This is a genomic window from Limnohabitans sp. 2KL-17, from assembly GCF_003063415.1.
Classification (GTDB): domain Bacteria; phylum Pseudomonadota; class Gammaproteobacteria; order Burkholderiales; family Burkholderiaceae_C; genus Limnohabitans_A.
In genome coordinates, this window is record NZ_NESK01000034.1 from 1 (window position 1) to 20,531 (window position 20,531).

20 protein-coding genes and 1 tRNA gene are annotated in these 20,531 nt (G+C 59.6%); 7 read left to right on the forward strand and 14 right to left on the reverse strand.

Features of this window, described 5'->3' with window-relative positions; translation table 11 throughout:
• A partial coding sequence (locus B9Z45_RS17425) for a hypothetical protein (RefSeq protein WP_108408002.1) occupies window positions 1-264 on the forward strand: 264 nt, incomplete at its 5' end.
• Between the two features lie 168 nt (window positions 265-432).
• Here the strand turns inward: B9Z45_RS17425 and B9Z45_RS14855 are convergent.
• Window positions 433-509 (reverse strand) — tRNA-Met (locus B9Z45_RS14855).
• A gap of 121 nt (window positions 510-630) precedes the next feature.
• Here B9Z45_RS14855 and B9Z45_RS14860 point away from each other — a divergent pair.
• On the forward strand, window positions 631-1,443 hold the full coding sequence (locus tag B9Z45_RS14860) for a 2-keto-4-pentenoate hydratase (protein WP_108408025.1): 813 nt from the start codon (window positions 631-633) through the stop codon (window positions 1,441-1,443).
• A gap of 99 nt (window positions 1,444-1,542) precedes the next feature.
• Here B9Z45_RS14860 and B9Z45_RS14865 read toward each other — a convergent pair whose 3' ends face one another.
• From B9Z45_RS14865 to B9Z45_RS14880, 4 genes are read right to left on the reverse strand one after another with little or no spacing between them, the layout of a single operon-like run.
• The gene (locus B9Z45_RS14865) at window positions 1,543-2,733 is read right to left on the reverse strand and encodes an MFS transporter (protein ID WP_233252217.1); all 1,191 of its coding nucleotides are present in this window, start codon (window positions 2,731-2,733) and stop codon (window positions 1,543-1,545) included.
• A gap of 60 nt (window positions 2,734-2,793) precedes the next feature.
• Window positions 2,794-3,771 (reverse strand): tripartite tricarboxylate transporter substrate-binding protein, encoded by a 978-nt coding sequence (locus tag B9Z45_RS14870; protein WP_108408004.1) that lies wholly within the window; start codon window positions 3,769-3,771, stop codon window positions 2,794-2,796.
• Window positions 3,772-3,805: 34 nt separating this feature from the next.
• On the reverse strand, window positions 3,806-4,396 hold the full coding sequence (locus B9Z45_RS14875; protein ID WP_108408026.1) for a carboxymuconolactone decarboxylase family protein: 591 nt from the start codon (window positions 4,394-4,396) through the stop codon (window positions 3,806-3,808).
• A 53-nt stretch (window positions 4,397-4,449) separates the two neighbouring features.
• A complete protein-coding gene (locus tag B9Z45_RS14880) occupies window positions 4,450-5,523 on the reverse strand; it encodes a VWA domain-containing protein (protein WP_108408005.1) in 1,074 nt (357 codons plus the stop codon).
• A gap of 159 nt (window positions 5,524-5,682) precedes the next feature.
• Here B9Z45_RS14880 and B9Z45_RS14885 point away from each other — a divergent pair, with 159 nt between their 5' ends.
• The 5 genes from B9Z45_RS14885 to B9Z45_RS14905 are packed head-to-tail and all read left to right on the forward strand — an operon-like array spanning window position 5,683 to window position 10,505.
• Complete coding sequence (locus tag B9Z45_RS14885; protein WP_370445851.1) at window positions 5,683-6,531, forward strand: S1C family serine protease; 849 nt, start codon at window positions 5,683-5,685, stop codon at window positions 6,529-6,531.
• A 37-nt stretch (window positions 6,532-6,568) separates the two neighbouring features.
• Window positions 6,569-7,606, forward strand: coding sequence for an AAA family ATPase (locus B9Z45_RS14890; protein WP_370445852.1), 1,038 nt, complete (start codon window positions 6,569-6,571; stop codon window positions 7,604-7,606).
• Window positions 7,587-8,654 carry a DUF58 domain-containing protein gene (locus tag B9Z45_RS14895; RefSeq protein ID WP_108408007.1) on the forward strand — a complete coding sequence of 356 codons (1,068 nt, stop codon included), beginning with the start codon at window positions 7,587-7,589 and terminating at the stop codon, window positions 8,652-8,654. Before B9Z45_RS14890 ends, B9Z45_RS14895 begins: the two co-directional genes overlap by 20 nt.
• Window positions 8,647-9,744 carry a VWA domain-containing protein gene (locus B9Z45_RS14900; RefSeq protein ID WP_108408008.1) on the forward strand — a complete coding sequence of 366 codons (1,098 nt, stop codon included), beginning with the start codon at window positions 8,647-8,649 and terminating at the stop codon, window positions 9,742-9,744. Before B9Z45_RS14895 ends, B9Z45_RS14900 begins: the two co-directional genes overlap by 8 nt.
• A 53-nt stretch (window positions 9,745-9,797) precedes the next feature.
• The gene (locus tag B9Z45_RS14905) at window positions 9,798-10,505 is read left to right on the forward strand and encodes a hypothetical protein (protein ID WP_233252218.1); all 708 of its coding nucleotides are present in this window, start codon (window positions 9,798-9,800) and stop codon (window positions 10,503-10,505) included.
• A gap of 69 nt (window positions 10,506-10,574) precedes the next feature.
• Here B9Z45_RS14905 and B9Z45_RS14910 read toward each other — a convergent pair whose 3' ends face one another.
• Genes B9Z45_RS14910 through B9Z45_RS14950 form a run of 9 tightly spaced genes read right to left on the reverse strand, consistent with a single transcriptional unit; the run spans window position 10,575 to window position 20,477 of the window.
• Window positions 10,575-11,066: a GNAT family N-acetyltransferase gene (locus tag B9Z45_RS14910; RefSeq protein ID WP_108408010.1), complete on the reverse strand. Its 492-nt coding sequence runs from the start codon at window positions 11,064-11,066 to the stop codon at window positions 10,575-10,577.
• Complete coding sequence (locus tag B9Z45_RS14915; protein WP_108408011.1) at window positions 11,063-11,944, reverse strand: oxaloacetate decarboxylase; 882 nt, start codon at window positions 11,942-11,944, stop codon at window positions 11,063-11,065. The genes B9Z45_RS14910 and B9Z45_RS14915 overlap by 4 nt, the downstream gene beginning before the upstream one ends.
• On the reverse strand, window positions 11,941-13,344 hold the full coding sequence (locus tag B9Z45_RS14920) for an FAD-dependent oxidoreductase (protein WP_108408012.1): 1,404 nt from the start codon (window positions 13,342-13,344) through the stop codon (window positions 11,941-11,943). Before B9Z45_RS14920 ends, B9Z45_RS14915 begins: the two co-directional genes overlap by 4 nt.
• A gap of 4 nt (window positions 13,345-13,348) precedes the next feature.
• Entirely contained in the window at window positions 13,349-13,951 is a 603-nt protein-coding gene (locus B9Z45_RS14925; protein ID WP_108408013.1) for a cysteine hydrolase family protein, read from the reverse strand.
• Window positions 13,948-16,032, reverse strand: coding sequence for a hydantoinase/oxoprolinase family protein (locus tag B9Z45_RS14930; protein ID WP_108408014.1), 2,085 nt, complete (start codon window positions 16,030-16,032; stop codon window positions 13,948-13,950). Before B9Z45_RS14930 ends, B9Z45_RS14925 begins: the two co-directional genes overlap by 4 nt.
• Window positions 16,029-17,720: a hydantoinase B/oxoprolinase family protein gene (locus B9Z45_RS14935; protein ID WP_233252219.1), complete on the reverse strand. Its 1,692-nt coding sequence runs from the start codon at window positions 17,718-17,720 to the stop codon at window positions 16,029-16,031. The genes B9Z45_RS14930 and B9Z45_RS14935 overlap by 4 nt, the downstream gene beginning before the upstream one ends.
• Window positions 17,717-18,220 carry a 3-isopropylmalate dehydratase gene (locus B9Z45_RS14940; RefSeq protein WP_108408016.1) on the reverse strand — a complete coding sequence of 168 codons (504 nt, stop codon included), beginning with the start codon at window positions 18,218-18,220 and terminating at the stop codon, window positions 17,717-17,719. The genes B9Z45_RS14935 and B9Z45_RS14940 overlap by 4 nt, the downstream gene beginning before the upstream one ends.
• The gene (locus B9Z45_RS14945) at window positions 18,217-19,503 is read right to left on the reverse strand and encodes a 3-isopropylmalate dehydratase large subunit (RefSeq protein WP_108408017.1); all 1,287 of its coding nucleotides are present in this window, start codon (window positions 19,501-19,503) and stop codon (window positions 18,217-18,219) included. Before B9Z45_RS14945 ends, B9Z45_RS14940 begins: the two co-directional genes overlap by 4 nt.
• Window positions 19,500-20,477: a tripartite tricarboxylate transporter substrate binding protein gene (locus tag B9Z45_RS14950; protein ID WP_370445853.1), complete on the reverse strand. Its 978-nt coding sequence runs from the start codon at window positions 20,475-20,477 to the stop codon at window positions 19,500-19,502. Before B9Z45_RS14950 ends, B9Z45_RS14945 begins: the two co-directional genes overlap by 4 nt.
• Window positions 20,478-20,531: the final 54 nt, after the last annotated feature.

A 20,531-nucleotide genomic window follows, 5' to 3' on the forward strand; every position in this document is an offset into this window, starting at 1 on the left:
ATGGGCTTACAAGTGGGCCAAGGCGAACAAAAAACGAAGGGAATATCAGAATGCGAAAGGAAAATCAAAAAAATCAAAACCATGCGGGGCGAAATTGCGCTCGCGAATGGGGTATTTCAGCAGCCTGCTAAGCCGCCCAAGTTCGGCAACGCCATCTTCGCAAAGTGTGACGCCTGCTCAAAATTCGGGATCCGACAAGTAATCACCGGGTACGTGCCTCCGCCATCGATGTGCTTGTTAGCACTGGCTGCCCGCTGTGCTTGATACGGTTCTTGATGAACGCGCATGTTGGAGCCGTAAATCCCCTTTTTTGGCGAAATTATCGCCACTCGAGGAGTTGTTATTGAAATGCCGTCAGACTCAACAAAAAACCCGCTACGCTAGCGAGCGTGCGGGTTTTGAGGGTTCTTGAGGCTGTCTGGAACCAAAATCTGGTGGTGATAGGTGGATTTGAACCACCGACATCAGCATTATGAATGCTGCGCTCTAACCAACTGAGCTATATCACCTTGGGAAAGCTAAATCCAAACAAGCTGCTTTGGCTTGGTTGACATGACTCACCAAACAGAAAATTATACACAAAATAAAATGAAAACCGCCTCAATCACAGCGAACAACCCACTGCCAAACATGCAAAAGCCACAAAAACAAACCTCTGCATCGCACGCCGCACAAATCATCTGGTCGCATTGGCAATCGGGCCAAGCGCTCAAGCAATTGCCTGAAGAATGCAGGCCCATGACGGTGCAGCAAGGCTACGAAGCGCAAGCGCAATTGCCCAACGTATCTGGCCGACACGTTGTCGGCTGGAAGATCGCTGCAACCAGCAGCAATGGTCAAGCACACATCAACGTCAGTGGGCCCATGGCAGGGCGCTTGTTGTCTGGCCAGGTTTTTGACAGTGGCGCCACGGTGCCGTCGGCTGGCAACCGCATGCGCGTGGCCGAACCCGAGTTTGCTTTCACGATGGGGCAAGACCTGCCGCCCAGACCCGAGCCCTACACCCTGCAGCAGGTCATGGCCGCCGTGGCCAGACTGCACCCGGCCATCGAAGTGCCCGACTCCCGTCTGGCGCCATTCACCCAAGCCGGTGAAGCCCAGCTGCTAGCTGACAATGCTTGCGCCCATCACTTTGTGCTGGGACCGGCTGCGCCCGACTATTGGCGCACGCTTGATTTGAGCACTTACGCCGTGCAAGCCCGCGTTGAACGTGGCACACGCCTCGAATACACCCGTGAAGGCACAGGCGCAAATGTGCTGGGCGATCCACGCATTGCATTGACCTGGCTGACCAACCAGCTGTCCAGCCTGGGCATCACCTTGCAAAAAGGCCAAGTGGTGACCACAGGCACCTGCATGGTGCCGCTCGAGCTTGCGCCTGGCGACACCGCTACCGCTGATTACGGTCCGCTGGGCCGTGTGAGCATGACTTTTTCGGATTGAATAACCAAAGAAATCAAAGACGGCAAGGTCACCGCCAGAGACACACTGAAAGAAAATGGGGGCCCTGGTGGCAACAGCACCTGCAAGCAGGTCATGGCTTCAAGCCGCGAGCCGGGTCGTTCTCTGGCTCCAGAATAAGACTGCGCCGCTGAGGCTGGCCATCACCATCAGGCCGATAAAACCGGCGCGGTAAGTGCCAAACAAGCCCGACAGTGCACCGAACATGGGCGGTCCCACCACCACCCCCAAGAACGTGAAGGCCAGGGTGCCGCCCGTGGCCAAGCTGGCTGTCCCCGGCGGTGCGCGACGCGCCACCTCGGCCAGGTACACGCCATTCCAGCCAATGGCTGAGGCGCCAAAGGCCACCAAAATAAACACGACCATGGCTTGAGGGGTGTCTACCGTCAAAAATGCCGAGGCCAATGCTCCCAGAGCCATCATGCTGGCCAATAACAGCAGCATGCGTTGCGCACCCATCCAGCGATCGGCGACATAGCCCCAGGCGATGCGCCCGCCAATGCCACCGATTTGCGTGGCCGACAAGGCCAGTCCTGCGGCCACCAAACCATAGGACAAGTCATCGTGCAAAAAGGTGACCAGGTAGGTGGTCAAAGACAGTTGAACCATGGAAAACATGAACGAACAAGAGGCCATGGTGAGCAAGGCCCGATGCGCCAATACCAGGCGAATGGGCTGGATCAGGCTGCGCCAGTGCACCGGGGCATCGGACTGGCGGTCACTGTCCAGATCAACGCGCAAGCCTTGCGACACCCAGGCGCACAAGATGCACACCAAAGCCACTGCCGCCAGACTGGCCTGCCAGTTCACGATCAACAGCAGAGGGGGCACCAGCGCACCAGCCAACATGCTGCCCAAAGGCACACCAGTTTGTTTCAGAGAAAAAACCAGGGACATCTGGTGCTTAGGCGTGGTTCGTGCCAAAAGATGCGAACTGGCCGGGGTGATCGGGCCGTAGCCCAACCCGATCAGTACCGCGCCAAGCACCATTGCAGGGAACCAGGGCACTGCGCACAAGAGCAAGCCCAAAGCACACAACAACAAGCCCCACTGGCTGACACGGATAGCACCCAAACGGGCCACGGTGGCACCGCCCATCAAGGTGGAGACCATGGCGCCGGCATAAGTCACCGAGACATACAGGCCCACCAGTGCGGGTGAGACCTGCATGGCCTCGGCCACCACAGGGGCCATCACAGGCAAGGTGAGCAAGGCCATGGCGACCATGGCCTGGATCACCAGGGTCAACAGCAACGGCCACCAATTTTTCAAGCGGTCATCTCCCGCATGGGCAAGACGGCCCATTCAGGGCCACGGCACGCATCAACTGGCTCAATTGGCTTTCACGCCCGCTTTGACCAAGAGACCGCCCAAGGTATCGATTTCGTTTTTCAGGTGGGTGCGCAAAGCTTCGGGCCGCGCCAGTTCAGCGTTCACAGCCGAGATACCCATGGCCTCCAGGCGCTGGCGCACTTCGGCATCGGTCACTGATTTTTGCAAGGCCGAGGTCAACTGCTCGAGCACTGGCTTGGGTGTGCCTTTGGGGGCATACAGACCAAAAGAGATATTGATGTCAAAACCCTCTACGCCCGCCTCTGAAATGGCAGGAACTTCAGGCAACTGGGGCAAACGGGTCTTGCCTGCTGATGCATAGGCTTTGATCTTGCCGGTCTTGACCGATGGCACCGTGCCGGATGTCTGGTCACACAAAATGTCCACCTGGCCACCCATCAAATCGGTCAAGGCAGGGCCAGTCCCTTTGTAAGGAATTTCATTGAGCTTGACGTTCAAGGCGTTCATCATCATGAGCCCACACAGGTGCGAGGCCGACCCCACGCCCGCGTGTGCCAGGCTCACCTTGGCGGCATTGGCCTTGACGTAAGCGACAAATTCTCCGAGATTTTTCGAGGGAAACTCGTTGCGCGCCACGATCACCATCGGGCCACTGGTGGCACGGCCAATCGGCTCAAAATCGTCCACCGGGTGGTAGGGCAGGCTTTTGTACATGGCCACGTTGGTCGCGTGGCTGACATGGATCATCAGCAAGGTGTAGCCATCGGGCTTGGCGCGGGCCACCTTGGCAGTGCCAATCGATCCCGATGCGCCCGAAGTGTTGTCCACCACGATCTGCTGACCCAGATGCTTTTGCATGGCCCCGGCAAAGACACGGGTGATGGTGTCGCCCGGACCGCCTGCTGCATAGGGCATCACCATGGTGATGGCGCGGTTAGGAAAGTCCTGAGCCGAGGCGTTAAATGCCATGGCGGCCAGCCACACCGCCAAGCCTGTGCGAATGAAATGATTGCCCATGAATGCCTCCTTGTTAATAAGCCAGTGTGGGGGATCAAGCCAGCAAACGCTGGCGGATATCCAGAGGGCTCAGCACCTGCAAGGGCTCTGCACCGCCTCCTGGAATGCCCACCTGCGTGGCGTTCAGCAGCATGGACACCATCACATAAGTGCCCGACAAGACAGTGAGGTCGACCACAGCCTGTTCACCCATTTGGGTCACAGCCTCTTGCCACAGGTCATCGGGCACCCGATGGTTCAGTGACAAGTGAATGCAAAAGTCATATACCAAACGCTCATCACCTTGCATGCTGGTGGGGCGTTGGCATTGCTGCAGGTCACGCATCACCGCATCGGACAAGCCGGCCTTGCGGGCTATCGGCTCATGCGCCCACCACTCGTACTGCGCGTTGGAGATACGGGCCTGGATCAGGATGGCGAACTCGTTCAGCCGCTTGTTGACCGAGGTCTTGAAGCGCAGATAGTCCAGAAAATCAAATGCACGGCGCGCCATCTCGGGGCTGCGCAACAGGGCGTTGTAGGGGCCACCCAGTGCCGCACTCGAGACCTTGAGGATGTCGTCGGCCAAAGGCCGCACCTCGGCGGGCAAGGCTTCGTAAGTGATTTGCGCGAATCTCTCGGTCATGGTGTTTCCGGCCTGGAAGGTGGTTCGGTCAAAAGAAAAGGGGCTGTCAAGCCTCACCGACGGTACCATCGCATCGACAGCCCCAGGGCCAGCAGCACCAAAATGGCTGCTGCGGCCGCCAGCAAGGCGGTGATTTCGGTATCGCGCCGCTCCAGCGTGAATTTGGATGAAAGGTGTTGGTAAATCGAGGCAAGGTCTGTGGCGTTGGTGGCTCTGAAAAATTCGGCCCCCGTGGTCTCGGCCACTTTTTGCAAAGCCTCTTCGTCCACCCGGGCATAAAACGAAAAACCCTCCAGGCCAGGAATGAACCCATTGGGTGTGCCGAATGCCACGGTGTAAACACGCACCCCTTTGGAAGCTGCCCACTTGGCCACCTCGACCGGGTCGGGCCCGGTGGTGCGTCGCCCATCTGACAACAAAATCACCGCGCCCGCCGTGTAAGACCCGACGGGTGCAGGCTTGGCCACTTCAGATGCCTCGGGTGCAGAACGCTGGTCAAGCGAGCGCCCTGCTGCTGCACCACCCTGAGGGCTCAAAATGCCCGATTTGAATTCGGCGCCATACAGCATCGTCTCCAGATCAATCGCCGACTCCGGCAGCAAGGTGTTCAGGGCCACCAGCAAGCCGCTGCCCGTGGCCGTACCGCGTTGTAATTGAAAACTGTCAATGGCGGCCAGCAGGGCGTCTTTCTGATCGGTCACGCCTTGTACCAATTGTGCGTTGCCCGCAAAAGACACCACAGCCACACGCACATGGGTGGGCAATTCCTGCAAAAAAGACTTGGCAGCTTGCTGTGCAGCCACGATGCGGCTGGGCGGCACATCTTCGGCCAACATGCTGCGTGAGACATCCATGGCCAGCACCAGGGTCAGGTAATCGGCTGGCAAGGTGACACGGGCGCTGGGTCGGGCTGCACCCACCAGCACCAATGAAAAAGCACACAGCAGCAAAGCAGGCGGGATGTGTCTGCGAATCCGATGCCCCGGCCCCAAGGCAGGACGGATCAAGTCCAGGCTGGGGTAATGCACCGCGAGAGTGCGTTTACGGCGCAAAGCCCAGATGTACCCCACCACCAACAGGGGTATCAGCAGCAATAGCCAAAGCACCTCGGGCCAGATAAAGTGCATGTTGTGTGGTTGTTTAAACGACGACTTGCCACTGTATCACCGAAGGCCCTAACAACGATGAAACGCGCCGCACTCTATAGCACTCGACCGACTGCACACGAGGCAAAAGAAACGCATGGCACGCACGCGACTGTGCGTGCCACGACACCCGCTTCTGCGATGGCCGCTATAAATCAAGCCACAGCTTCCAATGCATCGGGCCGTGACAACGCCAAGCTGTTGCAGCGGATGCCCTTTTGGTCCGCCTTGCTGTTGTGCACCCTGATCACCGCCCTGTGCACCTGGGCACTGACGCGCCACTGGAACGCGCCCAAGCCACTGACACAGGCTGACATCAACGCGGCTGTTTTGCACACATTGAACACCCAAGACCTGCCATCGAGAGCGGCCCGTGCAGCGCAATTGATCGGCCCTTCGGTGGTACGCGTGCGAACCCAGGACGAAGACAAGAAGAACCCCCAAGGCGAGATGCAAGACAGTGGTGTGGGCTCGGGCGTGGTCATCTCAGACGACGGTGTCATCCTGACCAACCTGCATGTCGTGCAAGGCGCCAAACGCATCCGGGTGACTTTTGCCGATGGCCTGGAATCCGATGCGCAGGTGGTCGCCGTACAACCCGAAAACGACCTGGCTGTGATCAAGGCAAGCCGCCTGCCGGATGACCTGCAACCCGCCACGCTGGGCAGCAGCCAGAGCTTGCAACCAGGCGATGAGGTGGTGGCTGTTGGGTTTCCATTTGGCATTGGGCCCTCTGTCTCGGCGGGTGTTGTCTCAGGCCTGAACCGGCAATTCGGTGCAGAAGGCAAAAGCATCATGCGCGGCCTCATCCAGGCCGATGCAGCCGCCAACCCCGGCAACTCGGGTGGACCCCTCATCAACATGGCTGGCGAAGTGGTCGGCATCGTCACCGCCATCTTGAACCCCACCTCGGCCCGCACCTTCATCGGCATCGTGTTTGCCGCCACCATTGAAAGTGCCAGCCAGGGCATGGGCATCTCACCATTTTGATTTTTTCCTGACCATTCGATATAGAAAGGCCTTGTGCATGAACCCCTCTGATTTGGCATGGAACCAGGGCGTGGCGCCCCAAAACTCAACAGTGAATGCAGCACTGATGGAACGGGTGCTGTACGAAGTCAAGCGCGTGGTGGTTGGGCAAGACGCCTTTTTGGAACGCATTTTGGTGGCCATCCTGGCGCAAGGCCACCTGCTGATCGAGGGGGTTCCGGGGCTGGCCAAAACCCTCACGGTGAACACACTCTCACAAGCCGTTCGCGGCAGCTTCAAGCGCATTCAGTTCACCCCCGACCTGCTGCCTGCCGACCTGATTGGCACGCGCATGTACAACCAGAAAAACAGCGAATTCAGCACCGTGCTGGGGCCGGTCTTTGCCAACTTGCTGCTGGCCGACGAGATCAATCGCGCACCGGCCAAAGTGCAAAGCGCCTTGCTTGAGGTCATGCAGGAACGGCAAGTGACGATTGCGGGGGAAACCCACGCCGTGCCCCGGCCTTTTTTGGTGATGGCTACTCAAAACCCGATAGAAGCCGAAGGCACCTACCCCTTGCCCGAAGCCCAAGTGGACCGCTTCATGATGAAGGTGTTGGTGGGTTACCCCACTGAAGAGGAAGAGTTCGTGATCGTGCAAAGGGTCACCGGCATACCGGCCACCGCCGCTGCTGTGGCCGACACCGCACAACTGCTGGCGCTGCAATCTCAATGTCGACAGGGTTACGTCGATCCCGCCTTGGTGCAATACGCCGTCAAACTGGTCTCCGCCACGCGCGATCCGGTGCGCTGTGGCTTGCCCGAACTGGCCCCCTATCTGACCTTTGGCGCCAGCCCGCGCGCCACCATCAGCCTGGTCGAAGGCGCAAGGGCGCTGGCTTTCTTGCGCGGGCGATCCTATGCGCTGCCGCAAGACATGATCGACTTGGTGCCCGATGTGTTGCGCCACCGCCTGGTGCTGTCTTATGAGGCCCTGTCGGACGGCATGACGGCCGATGCGCTGATCTTGAAAATTTTGCAGGCTGTGCCCGCACCCGACAAGCCATTGGACCGCCATGTTCAGCTTTCTGCGTAAGCCAAAACCTCCCGCGGTATCGCAGCCCGAAAACGCGTCAGTCGCTGTGGCCAGCCCGAACCCCTCAGGCACTGTGGACACCATTTCACAAGCGGAAAAATGGCTGAAACGTCTTGAATGGACCGTGCTCAAACGGCTCGATGGCCAGTTGCAAGGCGACTACCGCAGCCTTTTTCGTGGCGTCGGCCTGGTGCTGGCCGATCTGCGCGAATACCAATCCCACGATGATGTGCGCCACATCGACTGGAACGTGACGGCGCGCATGCAAACACCTTATGTGCGCGAACACCAGGAAGACCGTGAAGTGGCCGCATGGTTTGTGGTCGACTTGTCTGGATCTGTCGACTTCGGATCGGGTCCCACCACCAAACGGCAACTGGCCTGCGACACCGTTTTGGTGCTTTCCAAAATGCTGGCCCAACACGGCAACCGCGTGGGTGTCATGCTCTTCACGGGCCAGGCCTACGCTCAAAGCGTCTTGCCCGCACGCTCTGGCCGCCGCCATCTTTTGCACATGGCACATCAACTGCTGAATGCTGGACAAAACCCTTTGCCAGGCCCCCGGAGCACCCTGCTGAGCCAATGGCTGGCCCAAGCCAATTCGCTGGTACGCCGCCGCTCTGTGGTCTTTGTGGTGTCTGACTTCATCAGCGCACCTGGCTGGGAAAAGAACCTGTCCATGCTGGCTCGGCGCCATGAAGTGGTGGCGGTTCGCCTGCACGACCCGCTGGAATTGTCATGGCCCGACAGCAGCATGGTGTTGATGCAAGACGCTGAATCCGGTGAGCAATTGCTGGTGGACGGCAACGACACCGGATTTCGCCAGCGCTTTGCGGCACTGGCCCAAGAACGCGAAACAGCCCTGCGGGACAGCCTGGCCCATGCCGGCGTCGACTGCCTGGAGCTGCGCACCGACGAAGCACTTGACCAAGCCCTGCTGCGATTTGCGCAACTGCGAAAACGTGCCAGCCAGTTAAACACGGGCGGCGGCCCCCAAGCCCATCGGGCAGCCCAGGCCTTCGCCAGCGGCAGGAGCGTGCATGCCTGAATGGCATTCGATCCAGTTTGTCTGGCCTCGCCTGCTGTGGCTGCTGGTGTGTGTGCCCGTCTGCCTGGGCCTCTACACTGCCTGGCTGCGGCAAGGCACCAAGCGCTCCTTGCAATTCACCCCGCGCTTCACCCAGCGCGTCGGCGATAAGCCAATCTGGCGGTTCACACAGCATGCCCCCGCAATGCTGGTGCTGATCGGTCTGGCGGGTTTGCTGGTGGCCATTACCCGCCCTCAGGCCATTCTCTTGCTGCCCAGCCGCATGGACACGGTGATGCTGGCCATCGACAGTTCGGGCAGCATGCGGGCCAGCGATGTGCAACCCAGTCGCATTGAAGCGGCCCAAGCTGCAGCCAAAAGTTTTGTACTGGGCCAACCCGGTCAGGTCAAGTTGGGGCTGGTCAGCATGGCGGGGGCAGCAGCGCTGGTGCAAGCACCCACGGACCAGCGCGACCTGATGCTTCAGGCCATCGACAGCCTGAGCCTGCAACCTGGCTCAGCCTTGGGCAGCGGCATGGTCATTGCGCTGGATGCCATGCTGCCAGGTTCAGGGCTTGATGTGCGCGCCCTGATCGAAGCTGAGACTCGCCCAGACACCGGCACCCCTCTGGGGGGCGACCCCGCCACCAGCACGGGTGCAACAGGATCGGTAAAAAACCGACCCGTCACATTGCCCAAAGTGCCTGCAGGCGCCAACACAGCGGCTGCCATCGTCTTGCTGAGCGACGGCCAAAGCAACAGCGGCCCAGATGCGCTCAAAATGGCTCAGGTGGCCGCCGATCTGGGGGTTCGCGTTTACACCGTGGGCGTGGGCACCGTGCAAGGCACACTGCTCAAAGCCCAGGGCATGCAAATGCGCGTAAAACTGGACGAAGACACTTTGAAAAAGATCGCCGACATCACCCGTGGTGAATATTTCAGCGCCAACAACGCCCCTGAGCTGAACAAAATTTACAACGCACTGAGCCAAAAAATCGTGCTGAAAAAACACCGGATGACCGAAATCTCTGCCTTGTGCGCCATGCTGGGCATCTTGTTGGTCAGTTGGGGCTGCGCACTGGCCTGGTGGCGCCAGGGCAAGATCATTTGACAAGCATCACCAAGTCCCATCGCCGCATGCGCGCCACGGTTTAAAGTACGCGCATGAATTTGACTGGTGGATGGCATTGGCATTGGCGCGCATGGCGATCACAAGATCGCTGGGCGCCAGCGTCTGCCCAGATTTCAGATTGGCTGATGTCGCAAACCATGCCGCACCAAAAATTGGTGCTGATTGGAGCCAGCGCGGGCTGGATGCTGCCCACGCCGTGGCTGGCGCAATTCAGCGAAGTCCACGCCTGGGACATCGACCCCTTGGCTGCATCCTTGTTTCGCTGGCGACATGGCGAACATCTGAAACGTCACGGCACATCACTGCACCTGCACACAGGCGATGGCCTCGCGCAGTTATCCGACAGCGTGCGGGCCATGCCCGATGCCTTTTTCTGGTTTGACAATGTGCTGGGGCAATTGCGTTTTGCCCAGGAACCATTGGATGCAGTAGACCGCCGTTTGCGCCAGTTGCAACAACAGATGAAACACGTGGCCTGGGGCAGCGTACATGACCGCATGTCCGGCCCAAGCCTGACGGACACCCCTTTGCCAACGGCACAAAAGAGCATGGCCGGATTGGCCATGGAGACCCGCGAAGGACAAGCCTGGTTACAGCGCATTGGCGCGATCAGCCCCTGGCTGGACCACCTAACCGAACGGGTATTGCCCCCAGGCACACCGGTGCAATACACCGCATGGCCTTTCAAGCCAGGCTATGCGCACTGGCTGGAAATGGGCTGGTGCCCAGCAAGCGCCTGATGCCTGGGACCTTTGAATCCGATGCGCTTGCAACGTGACACAACAGTCGCCTGGCCCTGTCGGCTTGTGTCAGTCCCGAAGGTCCAAAGCCCAGTACTGTCCCACAAGATCATGGCCAAACGAATGGTGGCTTTCTTCTGACACCAACACAAAACCGGCTTGCTGGTAAATGTGGCGTGCGGCATGAAGGATGTCATTGGTCCACAAGCTGAGTTTTTGGTAGCCCCGGTCCTTGGCGAAAGCGATGCATTCATCGGTCAGGCGCCGCCCCAGGCCTGTGCCGCGTGCCTCGGGTTCCACGTAAAGCAAGCGCAACTTGGCCTCGATATCGGACACCTTGACCAGAAACACCGAGCCCATGACACGGCCTTCGAATTCGGCAATCCAGGCGCATTCATTTTCAGGGTCAAAATTTTTCACAAATTGCGCTGCGATCTCGGCCACCAAGGCCTCAAATGTGCCGCCCCAGCCGTATTCTTGGGCATACAACAGGCCCTGGCGGTGCGCCACCCAGCCGATGTCACCCACCTGCAAAGGGCGCAACACAGTGCCTTTTTTCATGCCTGGCCACCGCCCTCGTAATGCTGGCCCAGAGCCAACAGCTGTGGCGTTTCAATGACCGCGTTCAGGCCATCAAAATCGAGCATCTGGTCTTGCCAAGGGCGCGTAGTCTGGTGAGCGTTCAAGCTGGCGTAGTAGCCCTGTAAGGTATGCAATACCGCACGTGCCGTACCGCCGGGGAAAATCACGATTTTGAACCCCCGCTCACCCAGCTCGGCCGCGCTTTGGACAGGCGTCTTGCCGCCTTCGACCATGTTGGCCAACAGCGGCACACGCTTTGCAAACTGCGCGCAGGCACGGCTCATCTGCTCTTCCGAGCGGAGCGCCTCGATAAAAAGGGCATCAACACCACATTCCAAGTACTGCTCGGCACGCTCCAAAGCGGCATCCAGCCCTTCAACCGCCACCGCATCGGTGCGCGCCAAGATCAGGGTGTTCTTGTCGTGCCTGGCATCGAGTGCGGCTCGCAGCTTGCCTTGCATCTCGGCCACCGGCACCACCCCTTTGCCGTCAAGGTGGCCGCAGCGTTTGGGAAAGGTCTGGTCTTCAATCTGGATCATCGCTGCCCCAGCCCGCTCGAAGTCACGCACCGTGCGCTGGGTATTGAGCGCATTGCCAAAGCCGGTGTCGGCGTCAACGATCACGGGAATTTTCACGCGGTCAGTGATGTGGGCCAGAGTTTGCGCCACTTCGGTGGCGGTGGTCAGGCCAATGTCGGAGCGACCCAGCCGCGTGTAGGCAATCGATGCACCCGACAAATAAACGGCCTCAAAACCGGCCTGCTGCGCCACCAGCGCGGTGAGCGCGTCGTAAACGCCTGGGGCCAGCAGGGGCTGGTTTTGTTGCAGACGTTGGGCCAGAGTTTGGCGTTGGCTCATAAGGCTGCATCCTTCAATAGTTGTTGCGCAGTCTGAGCTGCGATGTGCCCTCCCGCGATGGCGCTGAGAAGACCGTTGCCTGACAAATAACCCCACACCGCCTGTCCCGAGACACCCCGCGCTGCGCCGCCTGCAGCCAGCAAATTGGGCAAGGGTGTGCCGTCCGAGCGCAGCACGCGGGCTTGCGCGTCGATGTCCAGCCCGCCCTGGGTGTGGAACAAGGCACCGGTGACCTTGATGGCATGAAAGGGGGCTTGCAGTTCACGTTTGAAATGTCGACCAGTGGCCGTATCGGTCGCTGGCTGAATGGCGTTCATGGTGGCTTGCAACGAGTCCAGCGAACAGCCGATCAGTTGCGCCAGTGCAGCAGCATCCGCAGCGTGTTGCACAGCGCCTGCGTTTTGCGCTGAGACAAAATCCGGGAAGTCTTGCGCAAAGGCCAACAAGGTATCGTCAAACACATTCCACGCCACACCACCGGGTTGTCCCAGCACCTGCACCGCCGCCTCAGAATAGCCCTGGGTTTCATCGTGAAAGCGCTCGCCGTGGGCATTGATCTGCACGCCGCCTTCCATCATCAGCGCCCAAGAAATCAAAGCGCCTTGCGGTAAAGCCCAAGAGCCGTGGCCCTGGTAAGCGCCCAAGTCGGCCAGACGCGCACCCAGCTGACGGCCCCAAGCGATGGCACTGCCATCGTTGCCCACATGCCCTGCATAAGTGGCTTGTGCCATCTCGGGCAACAACTCATTGACCATGGCTTTTGCCCCGCCAAACCCGTTGCAAGCCAGCATTACCGCATCGCAGCGTAGGCGTTCGACCTGGCCGTCAGGCCTGACAAAACCCACGCCATGGATGCGCTGCTGCCCATCGGCCCAAAGCTCGGTGACTTGTGATTGGGTGAGCACCACCACTCCTGCGACATCGGCAGCTGCTTGCAGGCGGCTCATCAGACCAGCACCGGTTTTTTCAGGCACGGTATGCATTCGGTGAACGCTGTGACCGGGGTACATGAAGTTATCCAGCACCTGCCAAGGCAGGCCGTGATGTTGCTCCAAGGCATCCAGCGCCGGACCAATTTGCTGAGCATAGGCCTGCACCAGGTGCGGCGCAGCCTGGCCATGGGCCTTGGCCTGGATGTCGGCAGCAAAGGTTTCCACGCTGTCGGTGATGCCTTGATTTTTTTGTGCCTGCGTGCAGGGCGCCGGCACAAAGCCGGACGACAAGGCGGTCGAGCCTGCTGCAAACGCATCGCGTTCAAGCACCACACAATCCACGCCTTGCCGGTACAGGGCCAGCGCGGCCGTGAGGCCACAAGCACCCGCACCAACGATCACCACCTGCGTCTTCTCCTCAGCTTGCAGCTCGGCGGCGGGGCAAACTTTGGGCAGCTGCGCACTCATGGCTTTAGCCCAGCTGCTTCAGAAAATCAGCGCTGTTCATGACCTCTGCCACCGAGCCCATATCGGCAAGCGCCGCTTGGTGTGCGCTTTCACTGAAGGCGGCACAACCGTCCGACAAAACGATGACGTGGTAATCGCGCACGTGCGCATCGCGCACCGTGCTGGCCACCCCACCGTTGGTCACAATGCCACACACGACAAGGGTGTCGATGCCCGATTTTTTCAGCACCCAGTCAAGCTGCGTGTTGAAAAAAGCCGAATAGGCTACTTTGAACACCGACACATCGACCAGTGGTGACAACAGATCCACATTGGCCTGGCCTCGACTACCCGGTGCAAAGTCACCCTTGCGCAAAAAAGGGCGGCGCTCTTTCAGGTGGGCGGAAATCATGGGCTCGCCCTTTGCGTCTGGCCACAATGTGAACAGGCTGGCTGTGACCAGTCCGCCGCGTCCTTTGATGGCCCGCACCACTGGGGCCATGCGCTCAGGCAGCTTCACTGCCTCGGCGCTCAATGTGTTGCCCCGGGCATAGGCCCCATCAGAGGACAAAAAGTCGTTTTGCAAGTCCACAATGACCATGCCCAGCTTGGCGTTTTTGAGGGTCATGCTGCGCGCTCCACCAGTAAGTTTCCCAGTTTGTCGACACGCCCTTCAAAGCCAGGCTCCAGCCAAACCGTGGTGTCAGGTTGCTCCAAAATGGCAGGGCCTTGGACCACCGTGCCTACGGGCAAACTCAGGCGTTCATAGCGCTGGGCTGTCCACCACTGTCCTTGGTGGTAAACCTGCTGCTCGCCCACAGGGGTGGTGCGACCCTCACCCTGAGGGGCAAGCACCGCCAAGTCAAACTTGGGACGGCGCCCGATGCGGGCATAGCGCAAGTTCATCACACGAATCACCGGGCCTTTCAGCACGCGGCCAAATGCGTGCTGGTAAGCGGTTTCAAACGCAACCAATACCCCAGCTGCATTTAAGTGTTCACGCATCACCGGTACTTGCAAAGTATGGGTCTGCCCCATGTAGAGCATGTCAAAACTGATGGCTTCGTCCGTGCGAACAAATTGAACACCTGCCGAATCCAGTCTCACCTGACAAGCTTCGGCCAGGCAGTCCACGCGCTCCAGCAAAGCAGGCCAGGCCACGTCGGCCAAGGCCACGTTCAGGGTTTGGACCGCATCATGGCGCATGTCGGCCATCACGCAACCCAAAGCCGAAGTGACACCCGGGTAGCGCGGCACGATGCCGGTGGTCACACCCACCTCGCGCATCATGGCGCAGACATGCAGCCCACCACCCCCACCAAAGGGCATGTAAGCAAACTGACGTGGGTCGTGCCCACGCTCTATCGATACCACGCGAATCGCACCTGCCATGCGGGCGTTGGCCACCGTCAAAATCGCTTCGGCAGCGGCCAGTGCCGTCAGGCCCAAAGGCTCGCCCACATGTTGCGAAATGGCTTTTTCAGACAGTCCCGAGTCCAGCGCCTGCAACAGACCACCTCCCAGAGGCCGGTCGGCGGCGATACGACCCAACAAAACATTGGCGTCGGTCACGGTGGGGCGGGTGTTGCCGCGCCCATAGCAGGCCGGACCGGGAACGCTGCCCGCTGACTCGGGGCCAACCTGCAGCATGCCGCCCGCATCGACCGACGCGATTGATCCGCCACCCGCGCCAATGGTCTCAATCTGGATCATGGGCGAGCGCACCACCAAGCCAAAGGCAATGGAGGTTTGCGCGGCCAGCGCTGCCTCACCACTCGCCACCAGCGATACATCAAATGAAGTGCCTCCAATATCACCGGTGATGACGTTGTCAAAACCCGAAGCACGTGCGATTTCGGCGCAAGCCATCACACCCGCAGCAGGGCCCGACAAGGCCGTTCGCACCGGCACATCACACGCAGTCTGGCGAGACATCACGCCCCCATTGCTTTGCACGATCAGCAATTCACCGTCAAAACCCTGCGCTCGCAGATCACCGTCCAAGCGCTCCAAGTAGTTGCCCACCACAGGCTGCAAAGCGGCGTTCAGTGTGGCGGTGGAGCAGCGCTCGAACTCACGAATCTCTGGCAGCACTTCACTGGCCGCTGTCACATGGCTGTTGGGCCAGATTTCACGCACCGCTGCCACAGCAGCTTGTTCATTCGATGGGTTGGCATAAGCATGTACAAAGAAAACACACACAGCTTCACAGCCTTCAGAGAGAAGTGCTTGGGCTTGTTCGCGCACCTGCCCCAAATCGACCGGGGTGTGCACCTGGCCATCGGCCAACACACGCTCGTCCACTTCAAGGCGCCAGGCTCGAGGCACGACGGGGGTGTAGCTGCCGCGCAAGCCCCAGGTTTGTGGGCGGTCGCGGCGTCGCATCTCCAGCACATCGCGAAATCCACGTGTCGTGATGATGCCGGTGCGGGCAATTTTTCTTTCCAACAGAGCATTGGTGCCCACCGTTGTTCCGTGCACGATGGTGGCAATGTCCTTGGCCCCTTCAGCGCCGGTGCTGCCCGTGACTTTGGCGATACCGTTCATGAAACCCCGGGCTTCTTCGCCACGGGTCGAGGGCACCTTGACGATCCGGGCCTGGCCGGTTTTTTCATCCAACACAAACAGGTCGGTGAAGGTACCGCCGACATCCACCCCAACCACCCAGTGGGGCTTGTGGGGCGACTGATTCAAAGCTTGCTCGGTCATGCTTGCTCCTTGGTGTAGCCCAGTGCAGTGTCGCTGGCACGGTCTTGTTCAGTTCGGTCGGCTGGAGCCCCCCAACCGCCACCACCCGGTGTTTGCAGGCGAACGCGGTCGCCTTTTTTCAGTTGAATACCAAGCATCTTGGAGACCATCGGTGGCGTTTTCCATTCGCCGTTGTGGCAGTACTCAAAAACATTGGGCAACGCAGGCTGGCCACCATGAATGCCTTTGGGGGCTGACTTGCCGCGCTCTCCAAAGATGAAAGCCTCGGCGCTGTCTTCAAGCAATTCCATCTCGTAAATCGCGCCCAGCCCACCCCGGTGCTTGCCATCCCCGCCGGAGCCTGGGCGCAAGGCCCATTGCGTGAAGCGCACCGGGTAAGCGGCTTCCAGAATTTCCATGGGCGGAATGGTGGCCGTCGAGATGGGTGCGTTGCCGTGCGACAAGCCATCTCCGTCCGAATGGCCGCCATGGCCCCCCCCAAAAAAACTGAACATCACCCAACGCTGGCCCTTGCGCTTGTCATCGGTGCGGTGGCCCGCGATCGACAAGGCATTGATGGTTCCATAAGCATGGGCAACCGCACGCTGCGGGTCGGCCAAGGCTGTGGCGCTGAAGATCACATCGATCATGCGCAGAATAGTTTCGGTGTAGCCACCCACTGGGCGCGGGCGCGAAGCGCTGATGACCAAGCCATCGGGGATCACAAAGTCCACCGCGTCGAGCACGCCCGCATTGGCAGGCACATCAGGAAAAACATGCTTCAAGGCCACATAGCAAGCGGCCACCGCTGTGGCACGCGAGATGTTCACAGGGCCGGCGCATTGCGGCGAAGTACGGGAAAAGTCGAGGGTCAACCGATCGCCGGCCACGGTCATGTCAAGCGCAATGCTCAGCAGCTCATCCTTGACACCGTCGTTGTCCAGCACATCTTCAAAGCTGTAGCGGCCATCGGGCAGGCTGCCGATGTGCGAGCGCATAAGGCGCACGGCACGGCTGCGCAACTCGGTCAGGGCCTTCTCCACTGTGGCATCGCCGTATTCATCGAGCAAACCGTCCAGGCGGCGTGCGCCCAATTCCAGCGCGGCCAGTTGGCCGTTCAAGTCGCCCCACAGGCTGTCGGGCAGGCGGGTGTTGGCCAGCAAAATGGCCAGCACATCCTCATCGAGCACCCCGCCGCGCAAGATGCGCACTGGCGGGATTTGCACCGCTTCTTGCCAGCATTCGGTGGCTGCAGGGTTGTAATTGCCGGGCACCGCGCCGCCCACATCGTGCCAGTGAGCAGCTGAGGCCAAAAAGCAATACAACTGCCCGCTGCGAAAACAGGGCTTGACCAGCTTGAAATCGTTGGCGTGTGTGCCGCCTTCGTAGGGATCGTTGAACAACCACACATCGCCCATTTGCATGCCGCCACGCTCTCCTGCAACTCGCATGGCTGCGCGCACGGCAAAGGCCATGGCGCCTACAAAAACCGGCAGGCCAGACTTGCCCTGAATCAAGGTGTCGCCGCTGATGGCGTCGTACAGACCGTGACAGGCGTCGTGAGCCTCGGCAATGATGGGGTTGAAGGCGCTGCGGTAAAGCGTGGCATCCATTTCGTCAGCAATTTGTTCCAGCCGGCCGCGCAACACAGCCAGAGTGACCGGATCCATCGCGATCGGGGATTGGGAAACTGAATCCATCGGGTTCATGTTGGCTTTCTTTGTTTGAGCAGAGGCAGCAAGCCCCCTGCATCGACCATGTCCATCAAAAATTGGGGGATCGGTGCGCACATCAAGCGCTGGCCGTTGGCACGCACCACTTGGGGAGTTTCGCCATCCAAGTGCACGCTGACCCGCTCACTGTCTTCGATCTCTGCAGCCTCTGGACAAGTCAACAACAACAGGCCCAGGTTGAAGGCGTTGCGAAAATACAAGCCGCTGTAAGAAGGCGCGATCACGGCTGCAAGACCCAGGTGCCGCAGCACACCTGCCGCCTGTTCTCGCGAAGAGCCAATCCCAAAGTTGGCACCGGCCACGATCACATCACCCTCGCGCACGCCCGAGGCAAAGTCGGCACGAACGGCCTCCAGACAATATCGGCCGATGACATCCAGGCCATGCTTCATGTATGCGCCCGGCGCCAGTGCATCGGTGTCCACATCCGCGCCCAAACGCCACACACGGGTGTTTTTGAATTCGCGCGGGTTCATGCCAGAAACTCACGTGCATCGCTGATTCTTCCGCTCAATGCCGAGGCCGCCACGGTGTAGGGCGAGGCCAAATAGACATTCACACTGGCGGGGCCCATGCGGGCCTTGAAGTTGCGGGCCGTACTGGAAATCACGGTGGACCCTTCAGGAAAAGTCGCGCCATAACCAGCGCATGCACCGCAGCTGTTGGGCAGCACCGTAGCCCCGGCATCTTGCAGGATTTGCATCACACCTTCTTGTGTGGCTTGCGCTTGTTCACGGGCACTGGCGGGTGCCACCATGAGCTGTACGCCTGCCGCCACGCGCTGGCCTTTGAGCACGGAGGCTGCAGCCCGCAGGTCTTCGAGTTTGGCCCCGGTGCAAGCACCGATGTAAGCAATGTTGGGTTTTACATCGGCAAATTCGGCCACATCACGCGTGTTGGCCGGACTGTGCGGCGCAGCCACCTGAGGACTCAGACTGGAAGCGTCAAAATTTTGCTGCTCATACTCGGCGTCTTCATCGGTGAACCATTGCTCGGCCCCCATCAGTTTTTCGGGTGCGACACCAATCGCGCGCAAGTGTTGGAGGGTCGTCTCGTCTGCAGCGATCAAACCCACCTGGGCTCCCATTTCAGCACTCATATTGGACAGGGTCATGCGCTCGGCCATGGACAAATTCTGAACGGCTGAACCTGCAAACTCCACCGCCTGGTATTGGCCGCCATTCATGCCAAAACGCCCAATCATGTGAAGCATCATGTCCTTGGCCGACACACCAGCTTGCAAACGGCCTGACCATTGCATGCGCAAAGTGCGCGGGACCTGCACCCAGATTTGGCCAGTCACACACACCCCCAGCATTTCTGTGGCACCAATGCCAAACATGTAGCACCCAAATGCACCTCCTGTGGGGGAATGCGAGTCCCCGCCCACACAAAACATGCCGGGCTTCAAATGGCCTCGCTCGGGCAGCACCACATGGCAGATGCCCTCGCTGTCGATGACATGCTTCAGCTTCCATTGTTTGGCGGTATCGCGCGCAATTTGAACGATCTGCTGAGCATCGGCGTCCTGTGCGGGCACATAGTGGTCAAGCACCAGCACTACTTTGTCGGTGTCCCAAATATGGGCGCCCAGCTCATCGAGCATGGGTTTAAGGCGCCTGGGGCCAGACGAATCATGAAACATGGCCAGATCCACATTGCAGGTCACCACTTCGCCCACCGTTACGTGGCTGCGCCCTGCCGCTTTGGCAATGAGTTTTTGGGCCAAGGTTTGAGAAATCGAGTGGGTGGTGCTCATTCGGGTTTGGCTCCTGCGTACTGCACCACCACCCGCCAGCGCAGAATTTCACTTTCTACAAAGCGGGAAAACTCCTCAGGGCTGTTGCCCACAGGGGTTGCACCTTCATTTTCGATGCGGCGCCTCACCTCGGGTGACTGCACCGCAACACGAGCAGCATCGGCCAAGCGGCGGACCAGTTCAGGGCTCATGCGGGCAGGGCCAAACAGGCCAAACCAGGCGCTCGATTCATAACCAGGCAAGCTCTCGCCAATGGTGGGCACATCGGGGTAAGCGGGTAAGCGCTTGGTACTTGTCACGCCCAAAGCCTTGAGCTTGCCTGCCTTGATGTGCGATTGGACGTTGCCAACAGCGGCAAACATCAAGTCCACCTGGCCCGCCAACAAGTCTTGCACCGCAGGGGCTGTGCCCCGGTAAGGAATATTGACGATGTACGCACCAGACTTCATCTTGAAAGCATCGCCCGCCATGTGCAGCGACGAGCCCAAAGCGCCAATGGCAAAGTTCATCTGGCCGGGTTTGGCCTTGGCCAAAGCGATCAGCTCCTTGACGTTGTTGGCAGGCACTTTGGGGTGGGCCACCAGCAGCGACGGCAAGGTTGACACCATGGTCAAGGGCGTGAAGTCCTTGACCGGATCAAAAGGCAAACTGGGGTAAAGCGAGGCGTTGATGGCGTGGCTGGTGAAGCTCATGAGCAAAGTGTTGCCGTCGGGCGTGGCCTTGGCGACCGCGTCAGCGGCCAGATTACCGCCGGCACCAGGGCGGTTTTCCACCACAACAGTGCGGCCCAGTTGCGTGCCCAGCATCTGCGCCAATGCGCGTGCCATGGTGTCGGTGGTACCACCCGCTGGCGCACCGACCAAAATCTTGATCGGTGGTTGCGACTGGGCCTGCGCGAAACCACACACCCCCACACTGGCCAAAGCCATAGACAGCAAGATACTTGCGCTAGAAAATGCCGTTCGAAATGTCATGGAAACACAATGCCTGTAGTTAACGATCGAACAGGGTTCGCAACATGTGAAACG